This is a genomic window from Vicinamibacteria bacterium (assembly GCA_035620555.1).
Lineage (GTDB): Bacteria > Acidobacteriota > Vicinamibacteria > Marinacidobacterales > SMYC01 > DASPGQ01.
Map to the genome: position 1 here is coordinate 1 of DASPGQ010000238.1, position 21,417 is coordinate 21,417.

Consider the following 21,417-nt stretch of genomic DNA (forward strand, 5'->3'; position numbering starts at 1 on the left):
CTACGGGGATTCGAACCCCGGTTTGATGGCTGAGAACCACCCGTCCTAGTCCCCTAGACGATAGCGCCACCGGGATGACTGCAGCCGCAGCCACGTTCGAAAAGCTAACACACGCGTATGGAGGTGTCAATTCGGCACCCCTGTCAGGTGCCGGGGCCGCATGTTAATATGGATGCAATACCAACAACTTAGCCAATCCGCGGCCGATTCGTCTCTAGCCGACCCGATGCTGGACCGTCTTCGCAAACATTTCGGTAGTCTCCTCGGTTCGAAGGATACCTCCGTCATCGAGGATGAGCTCCAGAACGCGCTCAACGAAGAGCTTCTCGACCGAGTCGACACGGTTCCCGAGCGTGCCGCCGAGGCCGAAGCTGTCGTCCTCGCCCGACGCGAGGCACAGAAGCGCGAATCCCGGCTCATTCTCTCCGAGCAGATCCACAATCGCGCGTCGGTGCTGCTGGGGGAATCGCGGACGGAGCTGCTCCATGAAATCCACCGGCGCCTCCAGGATTCGGTCGCGAGCCCCGCGCTCAACGATCTCCTGCAAGTTACCCTTGATATGGGCTTTACTACGCGGCTCGACGCCTTCATCGAAGAGCAGCTCGAGGCGCTGAGAACAAAGCTCGTTGCCGAGCTCGACGAGGAAGTGCCGACGGCGCTTCTTCCGGACCCGGCGCTTTTTGCCGATGATCTGAAGGCCTATCGCGACGAGGTTCTCAGCAAACACGTCCTCGAACAGGTAGAAGTCCTCGCGCTCCCGACGTCGACCGGAGCATTCCCCGAAGACAACGACCCGACGGCGCTCAAAGAGAATCTCGCGCGCTACTGGAGCTCGTGCCGGGAGTCGATCGACAAGTTCTTTCGCTCCGTCGAGATGGTCTTGCTCGACAGCGCCCCCGAAGGCATCCGACTCGACTCACGTCTCATCCGAAACCGATTGGTGGCCGCCCAGTATCGCAACGGCTACCGCCATCTCCACGAACGGTTTCTCGATCTCTATGGACAGCTCACGCGCTTGAGGATGACGACCGAGCTTTCCGACGACGAGCGGGAACGTCTCGACCGTCGGTTCGTCGATGAGATCATCATTCCCCTCGCTTACTTCATTCGGGAAAGGTTCGAGCCCGAGCCCCGTGACGCTCTCGAGACCCGGGCCGATTTGTGCGCCGAGATCATCGAAAAGCTGGTCATTGGCGAACCGTTTCCGAGCACGGCCGAAGCCATAAAGCCGGTATTGCGAAAGAGTGTCGAGCAGGCACGTCCTCTTGCCGTCGACGCCTTACCCTACCTTCGCACGAACATCGAAGCGTTGAACCCGATTGCCATCCATCGAACCACGGCACTACTCCGGGTGTTCCAAGCGCTGGTGCAGTCGGAGATCAACGAAAAATCCTTGGCCGAGGTGGAGACGATCATCCGGCTCGACCGGCACCAGTACCGTCTCCATCAAGAGCTCGAGGTCCTGGACGGAAGGCTCGCCGAGCGAGTGTCTCCGCTGGACCGGGTCGAGGATGATGACGCGGATTTCGTCGCCGACCTCGTCGAGAAAGGCGATTGCCCGATGGAGCTCGTCGAGGACCTTTTTCTTGCGCTGGGCTACACGCCGTGGCCCGAGCCGCTGCCGAACGATCCGAGCACCCTCTGGCGCCTCGTCGCCGTCCTCGCGCTCTACCCGACCGAGTTGGTCACTCTTGGGAGTCTGTACTCGGCGGAGGCGCCGGACGCCGGGGAGCGGTCGCGCCTCGGGAAGATTCTCACCGAACGCCTCACGCCGACCGGGGTTGGCTCCCAGCTGCCGCAAGACAGCATCGACGCCGTGCCGATTCCAATCGACCTGGGAAAAGCCCTCGCCTCGATGGGCTATCGAAGGGAGGACCGGGACCGGCTCGAAACGTTCAAGAACGAAGTCGAGAGAGCTCTCGAGAGCGGAGCCGGCGACGACCTCGAGAAAGTGATACGCCTCATCCGGAAGCTCCGAGCCACCGTGGATTCGGAGCGCGTCGATCTGGGCGCCACCCGGGTCGACGCCGAGCCCTATCGCGTCGAGATCCGCCTGAGCTCCGAGGGTAGTCTCGTGGGACTCGTGAGCTTCGCGCGCGAAGGCTTCGGTCAAAAGCCTCTCGAAGCGCTCTCCCGCCCGAGCAAGGACGAGAGCCGCAAGACCACCGAGTCCAAGATTCGACATCACCTCCAGAGTCAGGCGACCATCTACCAGAGCTTCTACAACCTCTTTTCCCTTCGCAAACTGCTCGATAAAGACAAACGGCGATCCTTGCCTCGCTTCGTCAAGAGGCTTCACGAGCCGGTGGGGACCAATCGTGTCCAGCTGCTGTCGCGGCTGAGATACGCTCGCGAAATCCTCACTCTCATCGATTCCTTCGCCAAACGGATCGTTCAGTCCGAGCCGGAGGCTCAGCCTCACGCGAAATCGGTCCTTCGTATCCTCGGAGGCCTCGTGGGGAAGGTCGCCGAGCTGTCACGAGCGGTGCAGAGTACTCGGAACCCGGCGGAGCTCGAGCGTCTCAGATTGGAATACGAGCGTGCTGTCCTCTACTTGAACCGCATCGTGGTCCATGGAGTCAATCCGTGGCTGGAATTTCAAACCCGCGACGTCGGCTGCGAGTTCGAGTTCAACAAAGAGGAGATCGGTGGTGCCCTTCGGCACCATGTCGAGCGACAAGGACTGAACTGGGACCGAGACGTCTGCGGCTTCGAGGCCCATCCGGTGCGCGGCACACTCGGCTGTCGCGCCCTGCTGGAGCTCTCCGACGGCACGTCGAAGGCTGTCCTGCTGAACTACGACCGCGCCCGGCAAGAGTGGGTCGTGCGACATATGGGTCCACGATTGACGGATGTGGTTCGCGAAGCACTGCGCGAGAACGGCCGTCAGCTTCCCGACGACTACGACGAGAAGTTCGAGCAACCGACGTTCAGTCTCGATGAGCAATCGTGCCGATTTCTCCTCGTCAAACGGGGGGTTACGCGCGTGGAGGCGACGCTCGTGCTCACATCCGACGATCGAAACCCCTGGCGCGTCGTATACCTGAAAGACAACGACGACGTGCTCGTCGATCGCTTGAGGCGCTGAGCCCGTCGTTCTATGATGCGTCGTGCAGCGGCGCGCAGTCCTCCTTGCTGCCTTTTTCCTCAGCGGTCTCGCCGCACTCGTCTTCGAGACGGTCTGGACGCGCCTGCTTCTTCTTCACTTCGGCGCAACGGCGACCGCCGTCGGAGTAGTCCTGAGCGCTTTCATGGGCGGGATGGCCGTCGGAAGCGCTCTGGCGGGCCGGCGTTTCATCACCCGCTTCGACCCGGTGATGACGTTCATCCTGCTCGAGGCCTTCGTTGGGCTGTACTCGCTGGCAACGCCGGCGATGATCGGCAAAGCCGCCCATGCTCTGCTCGCGATCGCGGCCATCTTCCCGGCGACGATCGCCATGGGTGCGTCTCTGCCCGTGCTCGTCCGCGCTCTCTCCGACGACCGCACCGCGGTCCGGGTCGGGATCCTCTACGCATCGAATACGGCTGGCGCGGTCCTGGGACCCGTGCTCGCGGTCTTCTGGTTCTTCCCGTTCCTGGGGTTGAGCCGGACCCTTTTCGTCGGCGCCGGGCTCGAGATCGTCGCCTGCGGGCTGTTGCTCGCCTTCGGCCTACAAACGGGTGGTCGGCCTTCGATCCCCGCCCCTCTCCGCTCGGGTGCCCCGCCGGTCGTCCTCGCCGCGGTAGCCGTCTCGGGCGCGAGCGCAATGGTGTACGAAGTGGCGTGGTCTCGCACTCTCTCGATGGTCTACGGCTCGTCGGTATACGGCGTTTCGATCATGCTTTCGACGTTCCTTTTCGGCATTGCGTTGGGCTCGGCGGCTGCAGCCGCCTACCTGCGGCGCCGCCCTCGAGGAGAAAACGATCGGCTCCGGCTCGCGAAGGCACTCGTCGCCTCAGCGGGATTTGCTTTTCTCAGCCTCGTCATCGCGCGAAGCCTCCCCTTCCTCTTTCTCAACCTGTACACCTCGTTCGATGGACGACCGGGAACGCTCTTCGCCTCGCAGTTCGTCATCGCGGGATTGCTCATGCTCCCCTCCACCCTTGCCCTCGGAGCCACGTTGCCGCTCGCCATCGACACGACGCGCGATACCGACGACGAGGGCGCAACCGTGTCCCATGTTTATGGGGCCAACCTACTCGGCTCTTCGGCGGGGGCGCTTCTTGCTTCCGCCTTTCTCCTGGGGAACCTGGGGGTCGAGTTCTCGACCCGGGCGGCCGCGATCGCGGGCCTCGCGATGGCGCTGTGGCTCCTGTTCCGTTCCAGGTCCTCATCGGTTCCGACGACAGCAGTTGCCGGCTCACTCGTTCTCGTCATCCTCGCCCTCGACCCGAGCGGCGCCCGTGCCCTCAAGAGCTTCGGCGTCTACAGCGGGGCGCGTACTTACGCAACCTACGAGCTCGGCCAACTCCGGAACATCGTCGCCGCCCACGAGCTCGTCTTCTATCGCGACGGCGCGACCGCGACCGTCTCCGTCCAGAAAATCGAGCGGTTTCGACTCCTCAAGATCAACGGCAAAACCGACGCCTCCAACGGTCCGGGCGACATGCAGACACAGCTTCTCATGGGCCATCTCCCGTTTGTCGCCCGTGACGCTCGACGCGTGGCGGTGATCGGGTGGGGAAGCGGTTATACCGTCGATGCGGTGCTCCAGCACGAAGTCGAGCGAGTCGATGCGTTCGAGATCGAGCCAGCGGTGGTGGAAGCCTCGAGATTCTTCGAGCCGGAGAACGGAGCACCTCTTTCCGACGAGCGGGTACGCCTCGTGCTCGGCGACGCGAGACGGGAGCTCGCCCGCGGTGGAGAGCCGTATGATTTCATCATCAGCGAGCCCTCGAACCCATGGCTGACGGGAGTCGCGAACCTCTTCACCCATGACTTCTTCGAGCAGGCCGCGACGCGTCTCGCGGAGGACGGTGTCTTCTGCCAGTGGTTTCACCTCTACGGGATGTCCGAAGCGTCCACGCGGTCCCTCCTCGCCTCATTCCGTGCGGTGTTCCCCCACGTCACGGCGTTTCAAGATCGAGACCTGGTCGTTCTCGGCTCACGAAGCCCCATTCGACTCTCGATGGAGCGCCTCCAGGCCCTTTACGAGAACGAGGCGATTCGCGAGCGCCTCGTGGCCGCGAACTTCAACTACCCCGCCGACATCCTCGCGGGCATGACCCTCGACGCGATGGGCGCCGAAGCGTTCACCCGCGGCGCAACCATCAATACCGACGACAACATGCTGATCGAGCTCGCGGCACCGCGCTCTCTTTACCGAGATGACGTCGCCGAGATCCTGACCCTCATGCAAGCTCGCCCGCCCGACGTTCTGGCGCACGTGAGCGACATGACCTCGGAGGCCAGTACCCGGCTCGAGCTCGCCGCCTCTTACTTCACGTCCGGCAAGCTCGACGCCGCTCTCGAGCAAGCGGAACGCGCCGTTTCCGTCGAGCCGTCGTTCCAGGCAGAGAAACTGCGCGGGCAGATCCTGCAACGTCTCGGCCGATCCGACGAGGCGCGGGTCGCGCTCGAGAGCGCCCTCAAGGCCGGTGGGGATCAGATGGAACGCCGGTTCGTCGAGGCGATGCTCCGTTCCCTCGGCTCCTGAGTCTCTCGACGAGACCTATCTTTTTTCATTTGGACTGCGAGCCGTCCATTGTATAGAATTCTACATAAGTAGGACGATTGACCATGAATCTCACCTATCCCACGACCCTCGTCCTCGAAGCTCTGGCTCGCGGCCACCACCACGGGTTTCAGATGATGGACGTCACCGGTCTTCCCAGTGGAACCGTCTACCCTTTGCTGCGGCGGCTCGAACGAGAGGGGCTCGTCACCGCCCGGTGGGAGAACACCGCCGTTGCGCGGCGCGAGCAGAGACCTCCCCGGCGCTACTACCAGCTCACCGCGGCCGGCGAAGCCATGAGGGTGCAGGCTCTCGAGCGATTCCCGGTGGTCGAGCTGCTCCTCGGCGCGGACGGGAAGAAGCTCCGGGCCGCGCGCTCGACGACGTGAGCCATGGCCGACAGGATCGCTCGATGGATCGTGAGCGCCGCCTCCTGGCTCGTCCCGAGGCGAGAGAGAGTGGAGTGGCGCCTCGAGTGGGAATCCGAGATCTGGCATCACCGGCGTGAGCACGAAGCCTATCGCCGAATCGACTGGAGGTTTCATATGAATCTCATCGCGCGCTCTTTCGGCGCCCTGGCGGACGCGCTCGATGTGAGAGGTTCGCGCTCTCTCGGGGAAGGACTCGGCGCCGATTTCCGCTACGGCCTCCGAATGCTGAGGAAGAGCCCCGGCTTCACTCTGGTCGCGGTCACGCTTCTCGCGCTCGGAATCGGCGCGACGACCGCGATCTTCAGCTTGGTCAACGCCGTCCTGCTGAGGCCCCTTCCCTTCCGCGATCCCCAAGGACTCGTTCTCGTCTGGGAGAAAGCGTACAAGCGGGACCGCGAGAGAAATGTGGTGAGCCCCCACAATTTTCTGAGGTGGCGCGAGCGGGCACGCTCTTTCGAGTCCCTGGCCGCTTTCACCCCCTGGGCGGCGAACGTGATGGCGGAAGGAGAAGCGGAGCGCGTTGCCATTGGGTACGTTTCTTCCAACTTCTTTTCGACGCTCGGGATCTCGGCGTCAATCGGACGGATCTTTGCTCCCGAGGACGGCATTCCGGGCAACGACAAAGTCGTTCTTCTCGGAGACGGCTTGTGGAAGCGGCGGTTCGGCGGCGACCGCGGTGTCGTCGGAAGAACGCTTCGTCTGAATGGGCGGGAGGTGTCGGTCGTGGGCGTGCTTCCACCAGGGATCGAGTTTCCTTCGAGCACCCAGCACACCGGCTCGGGCATCCAGCTCTGGTCGCCTTTCGCTTTCACCGACGAGCACCGTGAGTTCGGCGGGAGATACCTCACCGTGCTCGGGCGTCTCGCGCCTGGCGTCGGCGTGGAGCAGGCGGCGGACGAGATGAAGCGAATCGCCGCCGACCTGGAAGAAGAGAAGCCCGATTTCGACGCCGGCTGGACCGCCGACGTCTACCCCCTCCAGCCCGAGCTCGTGCGCAACGTCCGGGGTGCCCTTCTCGTTCTCTTCGCCGCCGTGGCCGCCGTACTTCTCATCGCCTGCGCCAACGTGGGGAATCTGCTTCTCATCCGGTCGCTCACCCGCGAGCGCGAGCTCTCGGTGCGCGCCGCGCTCGGCGCCCATCGCTGGCGCATTCTGAGACAGCTCTTCGTCGAGAGCCTGCTGCTGGCCGTTCTCGGCGGAGTCGGTGGCTTGGCCCTCGGACGCGTGCTCCTCACGTCGCTCGTTTCCCTCCTCCCCGCCGAGGTTCCCACGTTCCTTTCCATCGAGCTCGACGGATGGGTGCTCGGTTTCACCTTGGGGATCTCGTTTCTGACCAGCTTCTTCTTCGGTCTGCTTCCCGCGGTACAGACCTCTCGTCGGGATCTCGTGGAGCCGCTCAGAGAAGGGGGGCGCGCCGGCTCGAGCGCGTCTCGTCAAAAATTGAAGAACGCTCTCGTAGTCCTCGAGATGGCCGTCGCCGTCGTGCTCCTCGTGGCAACGGGGCTGTTCGTTCGCAGCTTCCTTCGCCTGTCGGATACCGATCCGGGGTTCGATCCGAAGAACGTGGCCGCGATCCAGATCGATCTCGCAGGTCCCCGATACGAAGAGAACGAAGCACAGCTCGCCTATTTCCGCGAGGCCCTCGAGAGAATCGAGAGCCTGCCCGGGGTCGAGACAACCGGTGCCATCAGCTGGCTTCCCCTCGGAAGCCAGGGCTCCGCCACATCGTTCCGCGTCGCCGACAAGCCCGATCCGCCTCCGGAAGAGCCGCGGGTCGCCGACGTCCGCGTCGTGGCCGGTGACTTGTTCCGCGCGCTTCGCATCCCGGTCCTGGGAGGGCGGACTTTCGACGATCGCGACCGAGCCGGCGCGCGGTCCGTGGTCATCGTCAACCGAACGCTCGCCGAAACCGTCTGGCCGGGGGAGAACCCGCTCGGCAAGACCGTGCTCATGGAGTGGGGACACGACATCGAGGCCGAGGTCGTGGGCGTGGTCGGCGATGTGAGGCTCACCGAGCTTTCCACGACGGCGCGCCCGACTCTTTACTGGCCGCAGCCTCAGTTTCCGAACAATTTCATGACCCTCGTCGTACGAAGCCGAGAAGGCGTGGTTTCGTCGAGCGCCGAGCTCAGGGCCCGGCTCTCTCCCATCGATGCCGAGGTCCCGCTCACGAGCATCGGCTCCATGGAAGCCGTGGTGGCGCGGTCGATTGGACAGCCGCGCGTCACGCTGACCCTCATGAGCGTTTTTGCCGTGGCGGCAATTCTGCTCGCGGCGATTGGCCTCTACGGCGTCATTGCGTTCGGTGTCAGCCAGAGAGTTCACGAGATCGGCCTGCGCATGGCGCTCGGAGCCTCGCGTGGCGATGTAGCTCGGCTCGTCGTTGGGCAAGGGCTGAAGCTCGCTCTTTTCGGCTCCGGCATCGGGGTGGCGGGGGCGCTCGGTGCGTCACGCTACCTGGAAGGACTCCTGTACCAGGTCGAGCCCCGCGACCCGTTGACGATACTTCTCATTGCCGTCCTGCTTCTCGCGATCTCTTTGGCTGCATCCTATCTGCCGGCGCGACGGGCGACTCGGATCGACCCCTTTCTCGCTTTGAGAGTGGAGTAAACGGGCAAGCGAGAGTCGATCGAGAATCGCCGAACCTTCGGGGGGCCGTTTACGTCTGAATGAGTAGCCGGTCGGTCGGCGGGAGACGAATCATGTCCCATCTCTTCGGCGATCTGCGCTTCGGCGCGCGAATGCTCGGGAAACGCCCTGGACACAGCGCGCTTGCGGTACTGGCACTAGCCCTCGGGATCGGCCTCACCACCATGATGTTCAGCATCGTCTACGCTGCGGTGTGGCGTGGGCTCCCCCTCGAAGATCCGGAGGAGCTGATCCACCTCTATTCGAACCGCCCGGGGCAGGGTATCGAGTTTCTGCCGGTGAGCGTTCATGACTTCACCGACTGGCGCGAGCAGCAGACCAGCTTCGAGGACATCGCCGCCTACTATGCCGAAACGGTCAATATCGCCGGCACGGAAGGACGACCGATCCGCTATCTGGGTGCTTATGTCAGCGCCCGGCTCTTCGACGTCTTGCGAGTGCAGCCGGTGTTGGGCAGAACCTTCCGGGCCGAGGAGGATCATCCGTCGACCGCGCCGGTTCTGATCCTGAGCTACCGCGCCTGGCAGGATCGTTTCGAAGGCGACCCCGACGTCATCGGCAAAACCGTGCGCGCCAACAGCCTGCCCACCACGATCGTCGGGGTGATGCCGGAGAAGTTCGGCTTTCCAGGTCAGATGGATGCGTGGCTTCCGCTGCGCATCGATCCGCTCGCCTATTCGCGCGGCTCGGGGCCCGCGCTCGAAGGCACGACGATCGAGGCCCTGGGGCGCCTCAAGCCGGGAGTCACGATCGCGCAAGCGCGGGCCGAGATGAACGGGATCGCGAGGCGGCTCGAGACCGAGCACCCGGAGACCAACGAAGGGGTCGGGGTGGACCTTCGAAGCCTCACCGACTGGTATGTGGGCGAGCAGGCGAGAGCCATGCTCGTCATCATGCTCGGTGCGGTCTTCGGCGTGCTGCTCATCGCCTGCGCGAACGTCGCCAATCTGCTGCTCACGCGGACGCTCCAGCGGGCGAAAGAAGTCGCCGTGCGTACCGCTCTCGGCGCGAGCCGCATCCGGACGGTGTCGCAGCTTCTCGCGGAAACGTTCCTGCTGGCCGTACCGGGAGCGCTCCTGGGTCTGGGTATCGCTCAATTCGGGATCCATCGATTCAATCTCGGCCTGGTGAATACCGAGCCTCCTTACTGGCTCGAGGTCAAACTGGATCCGGCGGTGGCGTTGTTCGTTCTCGGGTTGGTGCTGTTTTCCACCTTCCTCGCAGGGATCATGCCGGCGTTTCGTGCGTCGCGGGCGTCGGTGGGCGAGATCCTCAATGACGAAGCCCGCGGATCGTCGAGCTTTCGACTGGGTCGCCTCAGCCGGGCGCTCGTTGTCGGCGAGGTCGCGGTCTCCTGCGGGCTTCTGGTGGCTGCCGGGCTCATGATCCGGACCGTCGTCAATCTGTCGACCACCGACTTCGGGTTCGACCCCGAGAACGTGTTCACCGCGAGGCTCGGCCTGTTCGAAGCCGACTATCCCACCGAGGAAGATCAGCAGCAGTTCTACGACCAGCTCACAGAGAGGCTCGAGTCGCGAACCGGCATCGTCTCCGCGGCTCTAACCTCGAATCTTCCGCTCACTGGCGGTCCCCGGCAAGAACTGAGCGTCGAAGGGATGGCTTACGCGACAGACCAGGATCATCCCGTCAGCCGACGCATCGTGATCACCCCGGGTTATTTCGAGACGTTCGGCGTTGAGCCGATCCACGGGCGTGAGTTCACCTTGGCCGACGGACCCGGGAGCGTTCCGGTGGCGATCGTCAACGAGAACTTCGTGGCGCGGTATCTGGAGGACGAGGTGCCCGTCGGATCGAGAATCCGGCTCGGCGGAGACGACACCCCGTGGCGAACGATCGTCGGCGTCGTGCCCGATTTGTATCTGGGCGGAACGGTCGATACGCAGCATGACGGCGTCTACATTCCCCTTTCGCAAAACGTCATCCGGTTCATGAGCCTCGTCGTCCGGACCGAGCGGGAGCCGATGAGCTTCACGTCCATGATCCGTGACGAGATCGAGTCGTTGGATGCAACGCTTCCGATCTACTGGGTCCGCTCGATGGACGAGAACCTGGCGCTGGGAACGTGGTTCTACCGAGCGTTCGGGTCCCTCTTCATGGCCTTCGGTGCCGCCGCGGTGGCGCTCGCCACCGTCGGGCTGTACGGCGTCATGGCGTTCTCGACGAGCAATCGCACCCGCGAGGTCGGCGTTCGCGTAGCCCTCGGCGCTTCTCGCAAAGACGTCCTGATCCTGGTGCTGCGGCAGGGCGTGGTCCAGCTCATTGCCGGTCTGGCAATGGGTCTGCTGCTCGCTCTTGCGCTCGCACGCGGGTTGACGAACCTGCTGTTCCAGGTCGAGCCCTGGGATCCCGTCGTTTTCGGCGCGGTCGGGCTGGCGCTCGCGCTCGCGGGCTTCGCCGCATGCCTTCTGCCGGCGCGACGCGCCTGCGCGGTCGGGCCCATTCGAGCTCTACGATACGAGTAGGCGAGGTCTCATTCCCGGACGTGGCGAGAGAGGGCGGCCGCCCCCTGAGCCGCTAAAGCTCGTTCCGGGGCATTCCCTCGCGGATGCGGCAGGCGGTCATTCGATCGGCCCACCGTGCCACGCCGGCACCGGTGCCTCGCCGAGCGCGACGGCCACGGCTTCGCGGGCCAGGAGACGGGTGGAATCGAGCGTTGGGAGCGGTGATACCTCCGGCGTCACGAGAAGCGGAATCTCGGTGCAGCTCAGTGCCACCGCGTCGCAGCCCTCGTCGGCGAGCCGCTGGATAAAGCCGACGTACTCGGTACGAGAAGCCTCGAGGATCACGCCCTGGCAGAGCTCGTCGAAGATGATCGTATCGGCTCGGTCGCGGTCGGCTTTCGGCGGTACGCGCAGTTCGAGCCCGGCGCGCGTGAACGCCCCAGGGTAAACCGGACCCTCCATGGTCCATCGGGTGCCGAGGAGACCAACGCACCGGCGACCATCCGTTTTGGCTTGCCGCGCCACGATCTCGGCGATGTGCAAGCCCGGAAGTGGAAAGTGTGCGCCCGGCGCCTCGAACGCAATGTGCGCCGTATTGTCGGGACAGACGAAGAAGTCACAGCCCGCGTCTTTGAGACGCTGACCCGTGCGGCCGAGATAGGCGGTCAATGCGGGGAAGTCCTTGCGGTCGTACGCTTCGAGAACCGTACCCATGGGCAGGATCGAGAGCGTGATCTCGGGATGCCGGTGGGCGCCGAGCCGGCGCGCGCTTTCTCGGCACATCTCCAGGAAGCACAACGCCGCGCCGTCCGCACTGTGGGCGAGAATGCCGATATGGAGCACGGGGCATTCTACGACTTTCGGTCCCGCTCTCCCTCAGCCCGGGTCTTTGCCGCCAGGTTGCCAGAGTTGGATCGGGTTGCCTTCGGGATCGGAGAGCCTCGCAAAGCGCCCGTTCGGATAGACCTCGGGGTCCAGCTCGACCTCGATGCCCTCGGCACGGAGCTGATCGGTCATTTTTTGAAGGTCCCGGACGCGAAAGTTAATCATCCATTGGAGCCTTTGATCCCCGAAGTAGGGCGTGTCCTCGCGGAACGGTGCGAAGATCGTGCTCCCCGCGTTGGTCCGCCACGGGAGCAGGTCGTAATTCTCGGGCACGCGCGTTATACCGAGGTGCCTCTCGTACCACTCGGCGAGTGTCTTCGGATCTTTGGCGCGAAAAAAGAACCCGCCGATTCCTTGGACCCGCTCCCTGTCATCCGCTTCCTGCCCTGCGGCGTTCTTCCTCTCGCCGGAGGCCATCGCCGCCACTCCGGCAATCGCTGCTCCAATCGCGGTTCGGCGCGAGACATCCGACGCTTTGGTCATAGGTCACTCCCCCGAGAAATCGTTTTCACGCGCGCTCGCGAGAATTGTACCGAGCGTCCTGCTTGAAGCCAAATCATCCACCTGAGCCGACTCTCTAGAGAGTAGCGGCCTGTAACGGCCGAAGCGGTAGTGATGTGACGAGTAGCGTCTGAGTACTTCCACAAAAGCGTTGGCGAGACGAGACCTGGAAGCTACCGCCTGCCCTGTGCGCGCTCAACCCAGTCACGCACCTGCCGGAGCCACACGGAACGCGGTGTTGTCTGTGCCTTCTCGACGAAGCGCGTAAGGTCGGTGAAAGTCACCCCGGGCAAGAAACCACTCGTCGACCGATCGTCGTAGGTCTCGCCTCGAAGTCCAAAGATTCGAACCGTCTTTCCATCGTAGCGCCATACTTCCGGCACTCTCATGGCAGCGTAAATGCCCATCTTGTCGAGCGAAGAGCTCGTGATGTCGATCTCGATGACGAGATCGGGTGGGGGATCGTCTGGCAGATCGAGCTTCTTCTTGCCTCGGATCGAGGGAGCATTCGCGACGTAGAAACATGTATCGGGCTCGAAACCCCGTTCCAGGTCTCGTCGCTTGAGTGTCGTCGAGCCTGCGTTGACGAAATCGATTCCGGATGCGTCGGCGATAGCTGCGAAAACGTCCGCCACGAGGCGGTTGATCTCCTCATGCTCGAACGACAGAACCATTATCTCAAGCTCCCCGCGATCATAGGTAAAACGAGGACTGCTTCGTCCCAAATGCTCTGCAAGCAGTCGTTCGTAGGTCTGCCAGCTGATCCCCGTTAGCAGCACTCGCTCCTGCAGACTTGTCGGAGTCGTCGCCATCGCGGTTCTATTCTACGCCAAGGCGACGCATCAACAGACGCTTCATCGTAAGTAGAGTAGCGACTTCTCGAAGCATCTCCCTAGTCGCCTTGTTCCCCCGAAATGTTGACAATGAAGCAGATCTAGGGAAGGGCGCACAAGGCGACGTCAACAGTCGAGAGTCGATAGCAGCCGCGCGTCACCACTCTTTCTCGACTGTTGACTGTAGACTGTCGACGCGGAATCAACGGGCCGACTTCCCTATCTCGTCGTAGAGCGCCAGCACGTCCTTCACGCGTGTCGCCCAATCGAATTTCTCTCGAGCCAGTCGTTCGGCCTCGGCGCCCCAGGCCGCGAGGTTCGTCGAGGATCTCGCCGCTTCCCTGATGGCGGAAGCCAGGGCCGACGCATCACCGGGCGGGACGAGCAATCCCGACCTGCCGTCGAGGACCTTGTCGGGAATGCCGCCGACTCGACTGGCGATCACCGGTTTGCCGTGCGCCATCGCTTCGAGCGTGACCATCGAGCTCCCCTCGTAGAGAGTCGGGTGCACGAACAACGTGGCACGGTCGTAGAGCGCCGAGAGATCCTCGTCGGGGATGGAACCGGTGAGCGTGACATGCTGGCGCAGTCCGAGCTCGGCGATGGTCCGCTCCAGCTTGTCCCTCTCGGGTCCTTCACCGACCAGCACCCATTTCCATTCGCGCGGCAGCTCGGCGAGGGCTCGGGCGAGAACGGCGAAGCCCTTGTTGAGCTCCAGCCGACCCACGGACAGGAGCACGCGGTCATCCGGCGCGATTCCGAATCGACTCAAATCCCGGAAGCCGCCCCGCCAACGAGCCACTTCTTCGAGGTCGATGGCGTTCGGAAGAACGGCCACGCGGTCGGGACCGATTCCAAGAAGACGCATCACCTCGGTTCGCATCGAGACATCGGGAGCGAGCACGCGCTCCGCGCGGCGGGCCGCCAATCGGGTGGCGGAACGCAAGGGCAGGTAGGCCGTGCGCTTGAGAGGAGGCGCCTTGAACTCCTCCATCCCATGCGGGTGGAGGACGAGAGGCGGTGCGTTCTCATCGCGGGTGAACGCGTATCCGAACGCTGCCGCTCCATCCGCCTGGACGACGTCCGGCCGCGGATCCGCCAGAACGCGCTTGGCGGCACGAAGGCTCCACGCGAGGTAGTTGGTCTCGCGGTCGAGCAGGACGAATCCCTTTCTTCTTGGCCAGGGCACCAGCCGATAGGTGACGTACCGAATTCCGTCCGGAGTTTCGTGCGAATCCTTCGGGGGCGTCGTATAGAGCGAGACGTCGCATCCGGCGCGCCTGAGGTATTTGAACAACCCGGCCACGTGTCGCTCGAGACCTCCGTAGCCATGAAGCGGGAAGATGCCGCGCGAGATGAGAGCGACTCGCATCACTCGACCACGGACCCGTAGAGGGCCTCGAGCTTCGGCACGACGACGTCTGCCGAGAAGCGGGCGCGGGCAATGCGCTCGGCTCCCTCTCGAACCTGCTGGGCGAGTGCCTCGTCCGCGAGCACGCGGGCGAGAGCCCCGCCGAGCTCCTCGACCGTTCGCCCCGTAAGTCCGCTCTCCCCGTCGACGACGATCTCCTCCGTGCCCCCGGTCGGTTGGGCCACGAGGACGGCGCCGAAGCCGAGCCCGTCGAGAAGCACGCGTGAGAGGGGCTCGTGCCATCTCGAAGGGAAGACGAGCGCGGAAGCATGACGAATCAGGCCATCGAGCCGCGTCTCATCGACCCAACCGAGAAAACGTACCGGGTAGCCCCGCCCGCGAGACTCGGCCCTGAGCCGAGCGAGAAGACTCCCGGTCCCGGCTACCACCAGGGTCATCCGGCAGTGGGCGGCGTCCAGGATTGGAAAGAGCCGGTCGGGCGCCTTGTTGGGCTCGAGCTTCCCGGCGAAGAGCACGTAGGGCTCGGGAAGCTCCCTTGGAGGGAGGCTCGGCCGTTCGTCGAGCTCGATCAGGTTAGGAATGACTTGGACGCCCTCTCTTGACTGCAACGTCCGCCGAACGTGGTCGCTCACCGCGATGATCGCCGCGGCCTCATCCAGAATCCTCCCTCTTCGTCGCAGCTCTCGTTCGATGAATGGCGGGATGAGCGGCGCGAGAGGCCACAACGAAGGCCGATTGCGGCCCGTGCAAACGACGCGTCGGCCGTAGGTACATCCGGGACACAGGTGGCGACCCGAGAGCATGGTCGACCAGATACAAGTGGGCCAGTAGTCGCGCACGGTAACCACGAGAGGCAGCCGCGGGCAGGCGGCCCGAGCGGCGCCGGCGGAAAGCCAGTGCTGGGCATGAACGACATCCCAGGCTTCTTCCCCGAGGGCACGGCTCAGGCCGCTCGCAAAGGCGCGCTCTCGCGCCCGGGCGTTCCCCAGGCTCGGGCGCGGAACCTCGATTTCGTCGACATCGACTCCCCTCCACGCGGTCCGACGGCTCGGCTCGACACGTGGCACGGCCACGCGAACCCGGTGCCCGCGTCGCTTCAGCGCGCTCGCAAGCACGGCCGTCGATCGACCGCTCCCCCCCGACCCGGGCGGGAAGGAATCCGTGACCACCAAAACGTTCACGCGGCTCCTACGAGATTCCGGAGAATCCGGTCCAGCTCGCAGCAGTGTCGCTGCCAGCTGAAGCGCTCGACGACGCGAGCGCGAGCACTGGCTCCCATCGCCCGGGCCCGCTCCGGGCTCTCGAGAAGCGAGGTGATCGCCTCGGCAAGGGCTCTCACGTCTCCCTCGGGGACGAGGACACCCTCGAAGCCGGGCCTCACGACTTCCCGAAGCGGAGCGACATCCAGAGTCACCACCGGCAGCCCCGTCGCCATGTACTCGAAGATCTTGAGTGGCGACCAGTAGAAGCCCAGTTTCATTTGACCCAACCGCGAGGGCTGGTATGGGGCGACACCCACTTCGGCCAGCCGAAGATACGCGGGCATCTCCGCATGAGGCACGGCACCGGTAAAGAGCATCCGGTCGCAGGATAACCTGCGCGGACGGGATGGGCCGCTTCCGACGAAGAGAAAGAAGGCCGAAGGAATCTTCTCGAGAACGAGGGGAGCCGCCCGGACGAGGAGATCGGCCCCGTGCCACGACCGGAAGCTTCCGGCGAAGACGACCACACGGCTCGCAGTCGGAATCTCGAGACTCTTCGGCGCCACGTCTGGGTGGAATCGTTCGACGTTCGCGCCCCAGCTCACCCGATGCACCTTCTCGGGCGGCACCGAATCGGGAACGATCTCGGGAAGCGGCGTCACCAGAGCGCTCGCTTTGCGAACGAGCTCATCGCGGGCCCGCTTCATGGGACGAACGAGCATCAGCGCGTCGAGCACCTGCTTGATCGAGCCCTGGTGATCCTTCAGAGGCGAGTTCACCTCGAGAAGGGAGGGAAGCCCACGGTCGAAAGCGGCGCGGATGCCTTCGCCCCCAAAGTTGTAGTACCGCTCGATGACCGCGTCGGCTCCGATCTCCTCGATGAGATCACCGATGAATCCTTTCGTGCGCCACCGGAACGCACGGTGTCGAAACCAGAGCGGGCTCCGATGAAGGCGGACCTCGGACTCGGCTCCGGAGGGGATGGCGACCACATGGATCTCGTGCCCAAGGGACTCGAGTCCTGAAGCGACCTCTTCGACATGCACCGCCCCCCCGGTGGAGCCGGGCACCCTCTGGTCGGAGGCGACGTAGAGAAGCTTCACTCACACGGCTCGAAGAAGGACGAAGAACGGCCCGGTACGCACCCGGCCGAACAGGAGAACGTCGAGCTTCATGAGAAACGACGCCAGGGTCAAAGGAGCGTGCCAGAACCGGCCGACGTCCGGCCGAGCGGCGTGCGTCTCGACGACTCCGACGGGCTGCGACTTCGCTCGTCTCCGGTAGAAGTTGTGCTCGACGAGGGGAAGCATCAGATCTTCGATGACGGCCTTGAAGAACACGTTGTAGTAGCGGATCGCGTCGACGGCGAAACCGGTCCTCGAGAGGATGGCGTCGAGCTGCTCGTAGCTTCGGAGAGCGTTTCGGTGGTCGGACTTTCGCTCCCGCTCCGGAGCGTTGTCGACGAGGTCCACCGAATCGAGCCAACGGACGAGGCGGTTCACGCCTCGCTGAAAAGCGGCGAGCTTCGAGCTCATCATCACGTGAGAATAGACGAACAACCGCCCTCCGGGGCGGAGTACGCGGCGGGCCTCGGAGAACATCCGTACGACCCCCTCCTCGGTCAGATGCTCGAGTACGTCGAGCGAGTAAGCTTTGTCGAAGGTCCCGTCGGCGAAGGGCAGGAGGCGAATGTCTCCGCGCGCGAGGTCGACACTCGCGAGCGGCTCGGCGGCGAAGTGAGCGCCAGCGTCGACTCCCACCAGCTCGCCACAGCTCTCGCGTTTGAAGAAGACGAATCGGCCGTTGCCGCAACCGATGTCGAGAACCCGCTCCCCGGGCACGGGCTTCAACATTTTCGACATCATGTCGAGCTTCACCCGGGCGGAGAGAAACGGCCTTCGCAAGCGGCCGAGCCGGGAATGGAACTCCTCCTCGGCGTATTCGGTGATGTCGGAGAACATGTCTTCGGGCGGCCTCAGGTCCAGATAGCCCTCGTCGGCGAGCGCGGGAAACAGCCGCCGGCAGCGAGGGCACCTCAGGCCGCTTGACTCGGAATCCAGGCGGCCCGTCATACCGTTCCCGTTAGCTAGGCAGGCGGGGCACCGCGCCACCGATCGCAGAAAGTCGGAGATCACTGGCCCTCCCGCACGCTTTCGACGAGCTCCTCCCGGGACACCAGGTAGCGTCCCAGAACGGACACGAGGCGGCGCGGCACTTCGTGGACCGAGTTGTGCGCGACTTCGGACCACACCAGCCGTTGTCGATCCATCAAGCCGAGCCCGAACTGCATCATCAGAGAAACGTTCCAGAGCATGAAGAGGCTTGCGACCGCGGCCACGCCCGCCCGCTTGAGCTTCGGCTCGACGAGAGCGAGCCCGAACGCGCCCCAGACGGCGAAGATCGCCGTAGCTCCCACGAAACGTCTCGAACCAAAGGCTCCCGCCTGAGTCCAGGATTCCACGGCGCCGGAGATATAAACTTGCGACAAGAAGCCCACCAGCAGGACCAGGCCCGCTTCGCGCTGCCGGCGCACCAGAAACAAACCTCCGCAGAGAAACGCGAGGAGGATCGGACTCCAGAAGAAGAGACCGTGCTCCGGAGAGAAGAGAACCTCGAAGAAATGCGGCGAGTGCCAGGCCATCTTGCCCTGGACATGAGGGGATGGAAACGGCCTTCCGTTCAAGACGGTATAGACGAGAAGCTGCGGGGCGAACACGGCGAGGGCCGTCCCACCGAAGACCAGCAGTCGTTTCAGTCCCGAGGCCACGTCCCACCGTGACGCGGCTACGAGAGCCGCCAGGGCGAAGAAGAGATCCTGCTCACGAACGAGAGCCATGAGTCCGGCGGACGCTCCCCAGACCGCCCATTGCGCCAAGCCCCTTCGAGCCGCCCAGGGCCAGAGCGAGAAGAACAGCGAGACGGCGAAGAGCGAGCAGGCGTGGCTCATCCCGGGCGCCACGTACATGTAGTAGGCGACCGGAGTGGCCCACCACAGAGCGACGACGGCCACGAACGTCGCGAAGGGAGGGGCGAAACGCCTGCCGAGCCGATAGCTCAAGAAGAGCCCCACCACCGCGTATATTGCCGAGGCGAGCGAAACCGCGGTCCGGTACGGCTGCCCCATCCCGTCGCCTCCGACCACGGCGTGAGTCGCGAGATAGAAAGGGGACCAAAGAACGGCAGTGCCAATGGGGCCGAAGTTGAGCTTGAGTCCGGTCGCGGTCGAGCGGTCCAGAAACGTTTCCTTGAACCCCTGGCGCGCTTCGGGGTCTTCCTCGTAGAAATGGGTGTACTCGTCCTCGAAATCCAGATCGCCGTCGAACACGAGCGATGGCAGGTACGAGAAGTACTCGATCGCGTCGGATTCGGAGATGCGGGGAGTGACGAGAACGAGCGAGACGAGAAGAAGTCCCGCGAGGACGAGCTCCGTCCGCTCCCTGAAGAAGCTCATGGGCTTGGCTGGGTCTTCTTCAGGAGAAGCTCGAGGTTGCTGATGATGATGTTCTGGGTGAACCCGTTCCTCTCGAGAAACCGCCTGAGGAACCGCGGCACGTTCTGGGTAAAAAAACCACTCACGTGACGCTCCTCTCGCACGACGTCGAATCCCACGGCTTCGAGCCATCGGTGGACCCGTGCTACGGTCACGCGCTGCACCAGGTCGTCTTCCTTCGTTTCGCCCCGTTCCGCCATGAGCTTGAAGGTGTTCGACTCTCGAGGCTCCTTGAGCCAGCCGGGACGCTTTCGCGCCAGGTAGAAGCTCAATCGAAAAGCCCAACGGCGAGGCAGAAGAAGATGAATGGGAACGGGAACGCGAAGCCGTGAAAGATGGGAGCCGGCAAAGCTGTGGTAAGGGGGCGTCTGGAGGAAGAGCACTCCGCCGGGCCGGAGCACCCGGTGGCACTCCCTCAAGTAGGCTTCCGCCGAGGCGACGTGCTCGAGGACGGAGTGCGAGAGAACGATCTCGAAGCACTCGCTGGCAAACGGAAGCGCCGCCCCGTCCGCTTGAACGAAGGCAACGTTCCGGATCTGTAGCTCGTCGGCGAGCCTGGCACCCGCATCCCCGAACTTGTTCTTGATGTCCAGCCCGACGGAAAACCCGCACTCCTCGGCGAAAGAGACGGCGATCCCACCCGATCCGCAACCCGCATCGAGTACTCGGCCTTTCACCTCGACGCCGTCCCATTCGAGACGCTTCAGGATCTTCGCGCTCCGGTAGTACTCGAACAGCGCGTAGTGGTAATCCGAGCGGAACCGTACCTCGCCGTGCTCGCGGATGGCAGCGTCGTCAATTCCCCGCACGGGTGCCTTCCTCGATCGCGGCGCGGTAGAGCTCGAGGTACTTTGCTATGGCGGCCTCGGGACGGAGCTCTCGCTCGATACGTTCCCGCGTTCGATCGGAAGATCGACGGGGTTTGTTCAGCGCCGCCACGAGTGCCTGCGCGAGCGGCGATACCCGCTCCCGGGGGACGAGCGCCACGTCGTCGGGAAAGAGCTCGGCGAGCTCGCGCCCGCCCGGATGGTCGGCGGATACGACGGGAAGGCCGCAGGCGAGCGCTTCTGCGGCGACCGTGGGGAACGCCTCGAGCCGAGAGGGCAGAACGAAGAGGTCCGCCGCCTGGTAGATTCGAGGCAGCTCGCGATGATCCACGAGACCCAGCAGCGTTACGGAATCACCGAGACCTAGGCTCGTGACGAGCTCCTCGAGCTCCGGTCTCGTTTCCCCCTCTCCGACGACGAAGAGCCTCGCGCCCGGATGGCTTCTTCGAATCTCGGGCATGGCCTCGATGAGATATCGCTGGCCCGCAAGCGGGTGAAGTCGTTTGACGTTCAGAAGAACGGGCTCGCTTCCCAGGCCGAGCGAGCTCCGCGCCGCGGCACGCTGTTCGTCGGTCGGCAAGTGAAACTCCCGTTCGACCGGCGGATAGACCACGACCCGCCTCGGAGGAACCACGCCGAGCTCGAGGGACTTGTCGAGAAGCAGGCGGCTGTAGTAGGTCACCTGCGCGGCGTGCTCGTTCATCCAGAGGAACGGATCGATCGGGCGCTTCCGGTAATGCCAGATTTCCGTCCCATAGTGCGTCACAAGGAACGGGAGACGGCGGCGATGCGCGAGCGCGGCCACGAGCTGGTTCATGAAGGTGTTGCTGTGGATGTGCACGACGTCTGCCTGGCTAAAGAATCCGCGAGTTTGGCGGTATACGGCGAACGCCGTCTCGAGGTGAGACAACCGGAGAGTGCGCGAAAGCCCGTTGCGCGAGCGGGGGATGTAGCGGACCTCGGCCTGACGGGGCCGTCCGGCTCGCGGCTCGAAGGCCATGAGGCGAACCTCGTGTCCCTCCCGGGTGAGCCCATCGCGAAGAAGCTGAGGCAGCAGCGCATTGGCCGCCTGATCGGGTGGAAGATGGGGGGTGACCATGCACACGATCAA

15 protein-coding genes are annotated in these 21,417 nt (G+C 64.0%); 5 read left to right on the forward strand and 10 right to left on the reverse strand.

Annotation, left to right across the window (positions count from 1 at the left end; translation table 11 throughout):
• The first annotated feature begins 226 nt into the window (after nt 1-226).
• From VEK15_10020 to VEK15_10040, 5 genes are all read left to right on the forward strand, one after another.
• Nucleotides 227-3,088 (forward strand): hypothetical protein, encoded by a 2,862-nt coding sequence (locus tag VEK15_10020; GenBank protein ID HXV61018.1) that lies wholly within the window; start codon nt 227-229, stop codon nt 3,086-3,088.
• 22 nt (nt 3,089-3,110) lie between these two features.
• Complete coding sequence (locus tag VEK15_10025) at nt 3,111-5,636, forward strand: tetratricopeptide repeat protein (protein HXV61019.1); 2,526 nt, start codon at nt 3,111-3,113, stop codon at nt 5,634-5,636.
• Between the two features lie 83 nt (nt 5,637-5,719).
• Nucleotides 5,720-6,043, forward strand: coding sequence for a PadR family transcriptional regulator (locus tag VEK15_10030; GenBank protein ID HXV61020.1), 324 nt, complete (start codon nt 5,720-5,722; stop codon nt 6,041-6,043).
• Nucleotides 6,044-6,046: 3 nt separating this feature from the next.
• The gene (locus tag VEK15_10035) at nt 6,047-8,695 is read left to right on the forward strand and encodes an ABC transporter permease (GenBank protein ID HXV61021.1); all 2,649 of its coding nucleotides are present in this window, start codon (nt 6,047-6,049) and stop codon (nt 8,693-8,695) included.
• Between the two features lie 92 nt (nt 8,696-8,787).
• Nucleotides 8,788-11,217, forward strand: a complete 2,430-nt coding sequence (locus tag VEK15_10040) for an ABC transporter permease (GenBank protein ID HXV61022.1) — start codon at nt 8,788-8,790, stop codon at nt 11,215-11,217.
• Nucleotides 11,218-11,313: 96 nt separating this feature from the next.
• On the opposite strand, the gene VEK15_10045 is transcribed toward VEK15_10040, so the two are convergent.
• The 10 genes from VEK15_10045 to VEK15_10090 all read right to left on the reverse strand — a co-directional run.
• Nucleotides 11,314-12,039: an amino acid racemase gene (locus tag VEK15_10045; protein ID HXV61023.1), complete on the reverse strand. Its 726-nt coding sequence runs from the start codon at nt 12,037-12,039 to the stop codon at nt 11,314-11,316.
• Between the two features lie 33 nt (nt 12,040-12,072).
• Nucleotides 12,073-12,564: a VOC family protein gene (locus tag VEK15_10050; GenBank protein HXV61024.1), complete on the reverse strand. Its 492-nt coding sequence runs from the start codon at nt 12,562-12,564 to the stop codon at nt 12,073-12,075.
• A 191-nt stretch (nt 12,565-12,755) separates the two neighbouring features.
• On the reverse strand, nt 12,756-13,394 hold the full coding sequence (locus VEK15_10055; protein HXV61025.1) for a Uma2 family endonuclease: 639 nt from the start codon (nt 13,392-13,394) through the stop codon (nt 12,756-12,758).
• 223 nt (nt 13,395-13,617) lie between these two features.
• Entirely contained in the window at nt 13,618-14,787 is a 1,170-nt protein-coding gene (locus VEK15_10060) for a glycosyltransferase family 4 protein (GenBank protein ID HXV61026.1), read from the reverse strand.
• A complete protein-coding gene (locus VEK15_10065; protein ID HXV61027.1) occupies nt 14,787-15,968 on the reverse strand; it encodes a glycosyltransferase family 4 protein in 1,182 nt (393 codons plus the stop codon). The genes VEK15_10060 and VEK15_10065 overlap by 1 nt, the downstream gene beginning before the upstream one ends.
• Complete coding sequence (locus VEK15_10070; GenBank protein HXV61028.1) at nt 15,965-17,092, reverse strand: glycosyltransferase family 4 protein; 1,128 nt, start codon at nt 17,090-17,092, stop codon at nt 15,965-15,967. The genes VEK15_10065 and VEK15_10070 overlap by 4 nt, the downstream gene beginning before the upstream one ends.
• Nucleotides 17,093-18,061, reverse strand: coding sequence for a methyltransferase domain-containing protein (locus VEK15_10075; protein ID HXV61029.1), 969 nt, complete (start codon nt 18,059-18,061; stop codon nt 17,093-17,095).
• A gap of 59 nt (nt 18,062-18,120) precedes the next feature.
• Nucleotides 18,121-19,440: a hypothetical protein gene (locus VEK15_10080; GenBank protein ID HXV61030.1), complete on the reverse strand. Its 1,320-nt coding sequence runs from the start codon at nt 19,438-19,440 to the stop codon at nt 18,121-18,123.
• On the reverse strand, nt 19,437-20,288 hold the full coding sequence (locus VEK15_10085; protein HXV61031.1) for a class I SAM-dependent methyltransferase: 852 nt from the start codon (nt 20,286-20,288) through the stop codon (nt 19,437-19,439). Before VEK15_10085 ends, VEK15_10080 begins: the two co-directional genes overlap by 4 nt.
• The coding region (locus VEK15_10090; protein ID HXV61032.1) for a glycosyltransferase family 4 protein at nt 20,275-21,417 on the reverse strand (1,143 nt) is incomplete at its 5' end. The genes VEK15_10085 and VEK15_10090, both read right to left, overlap by 14 nt.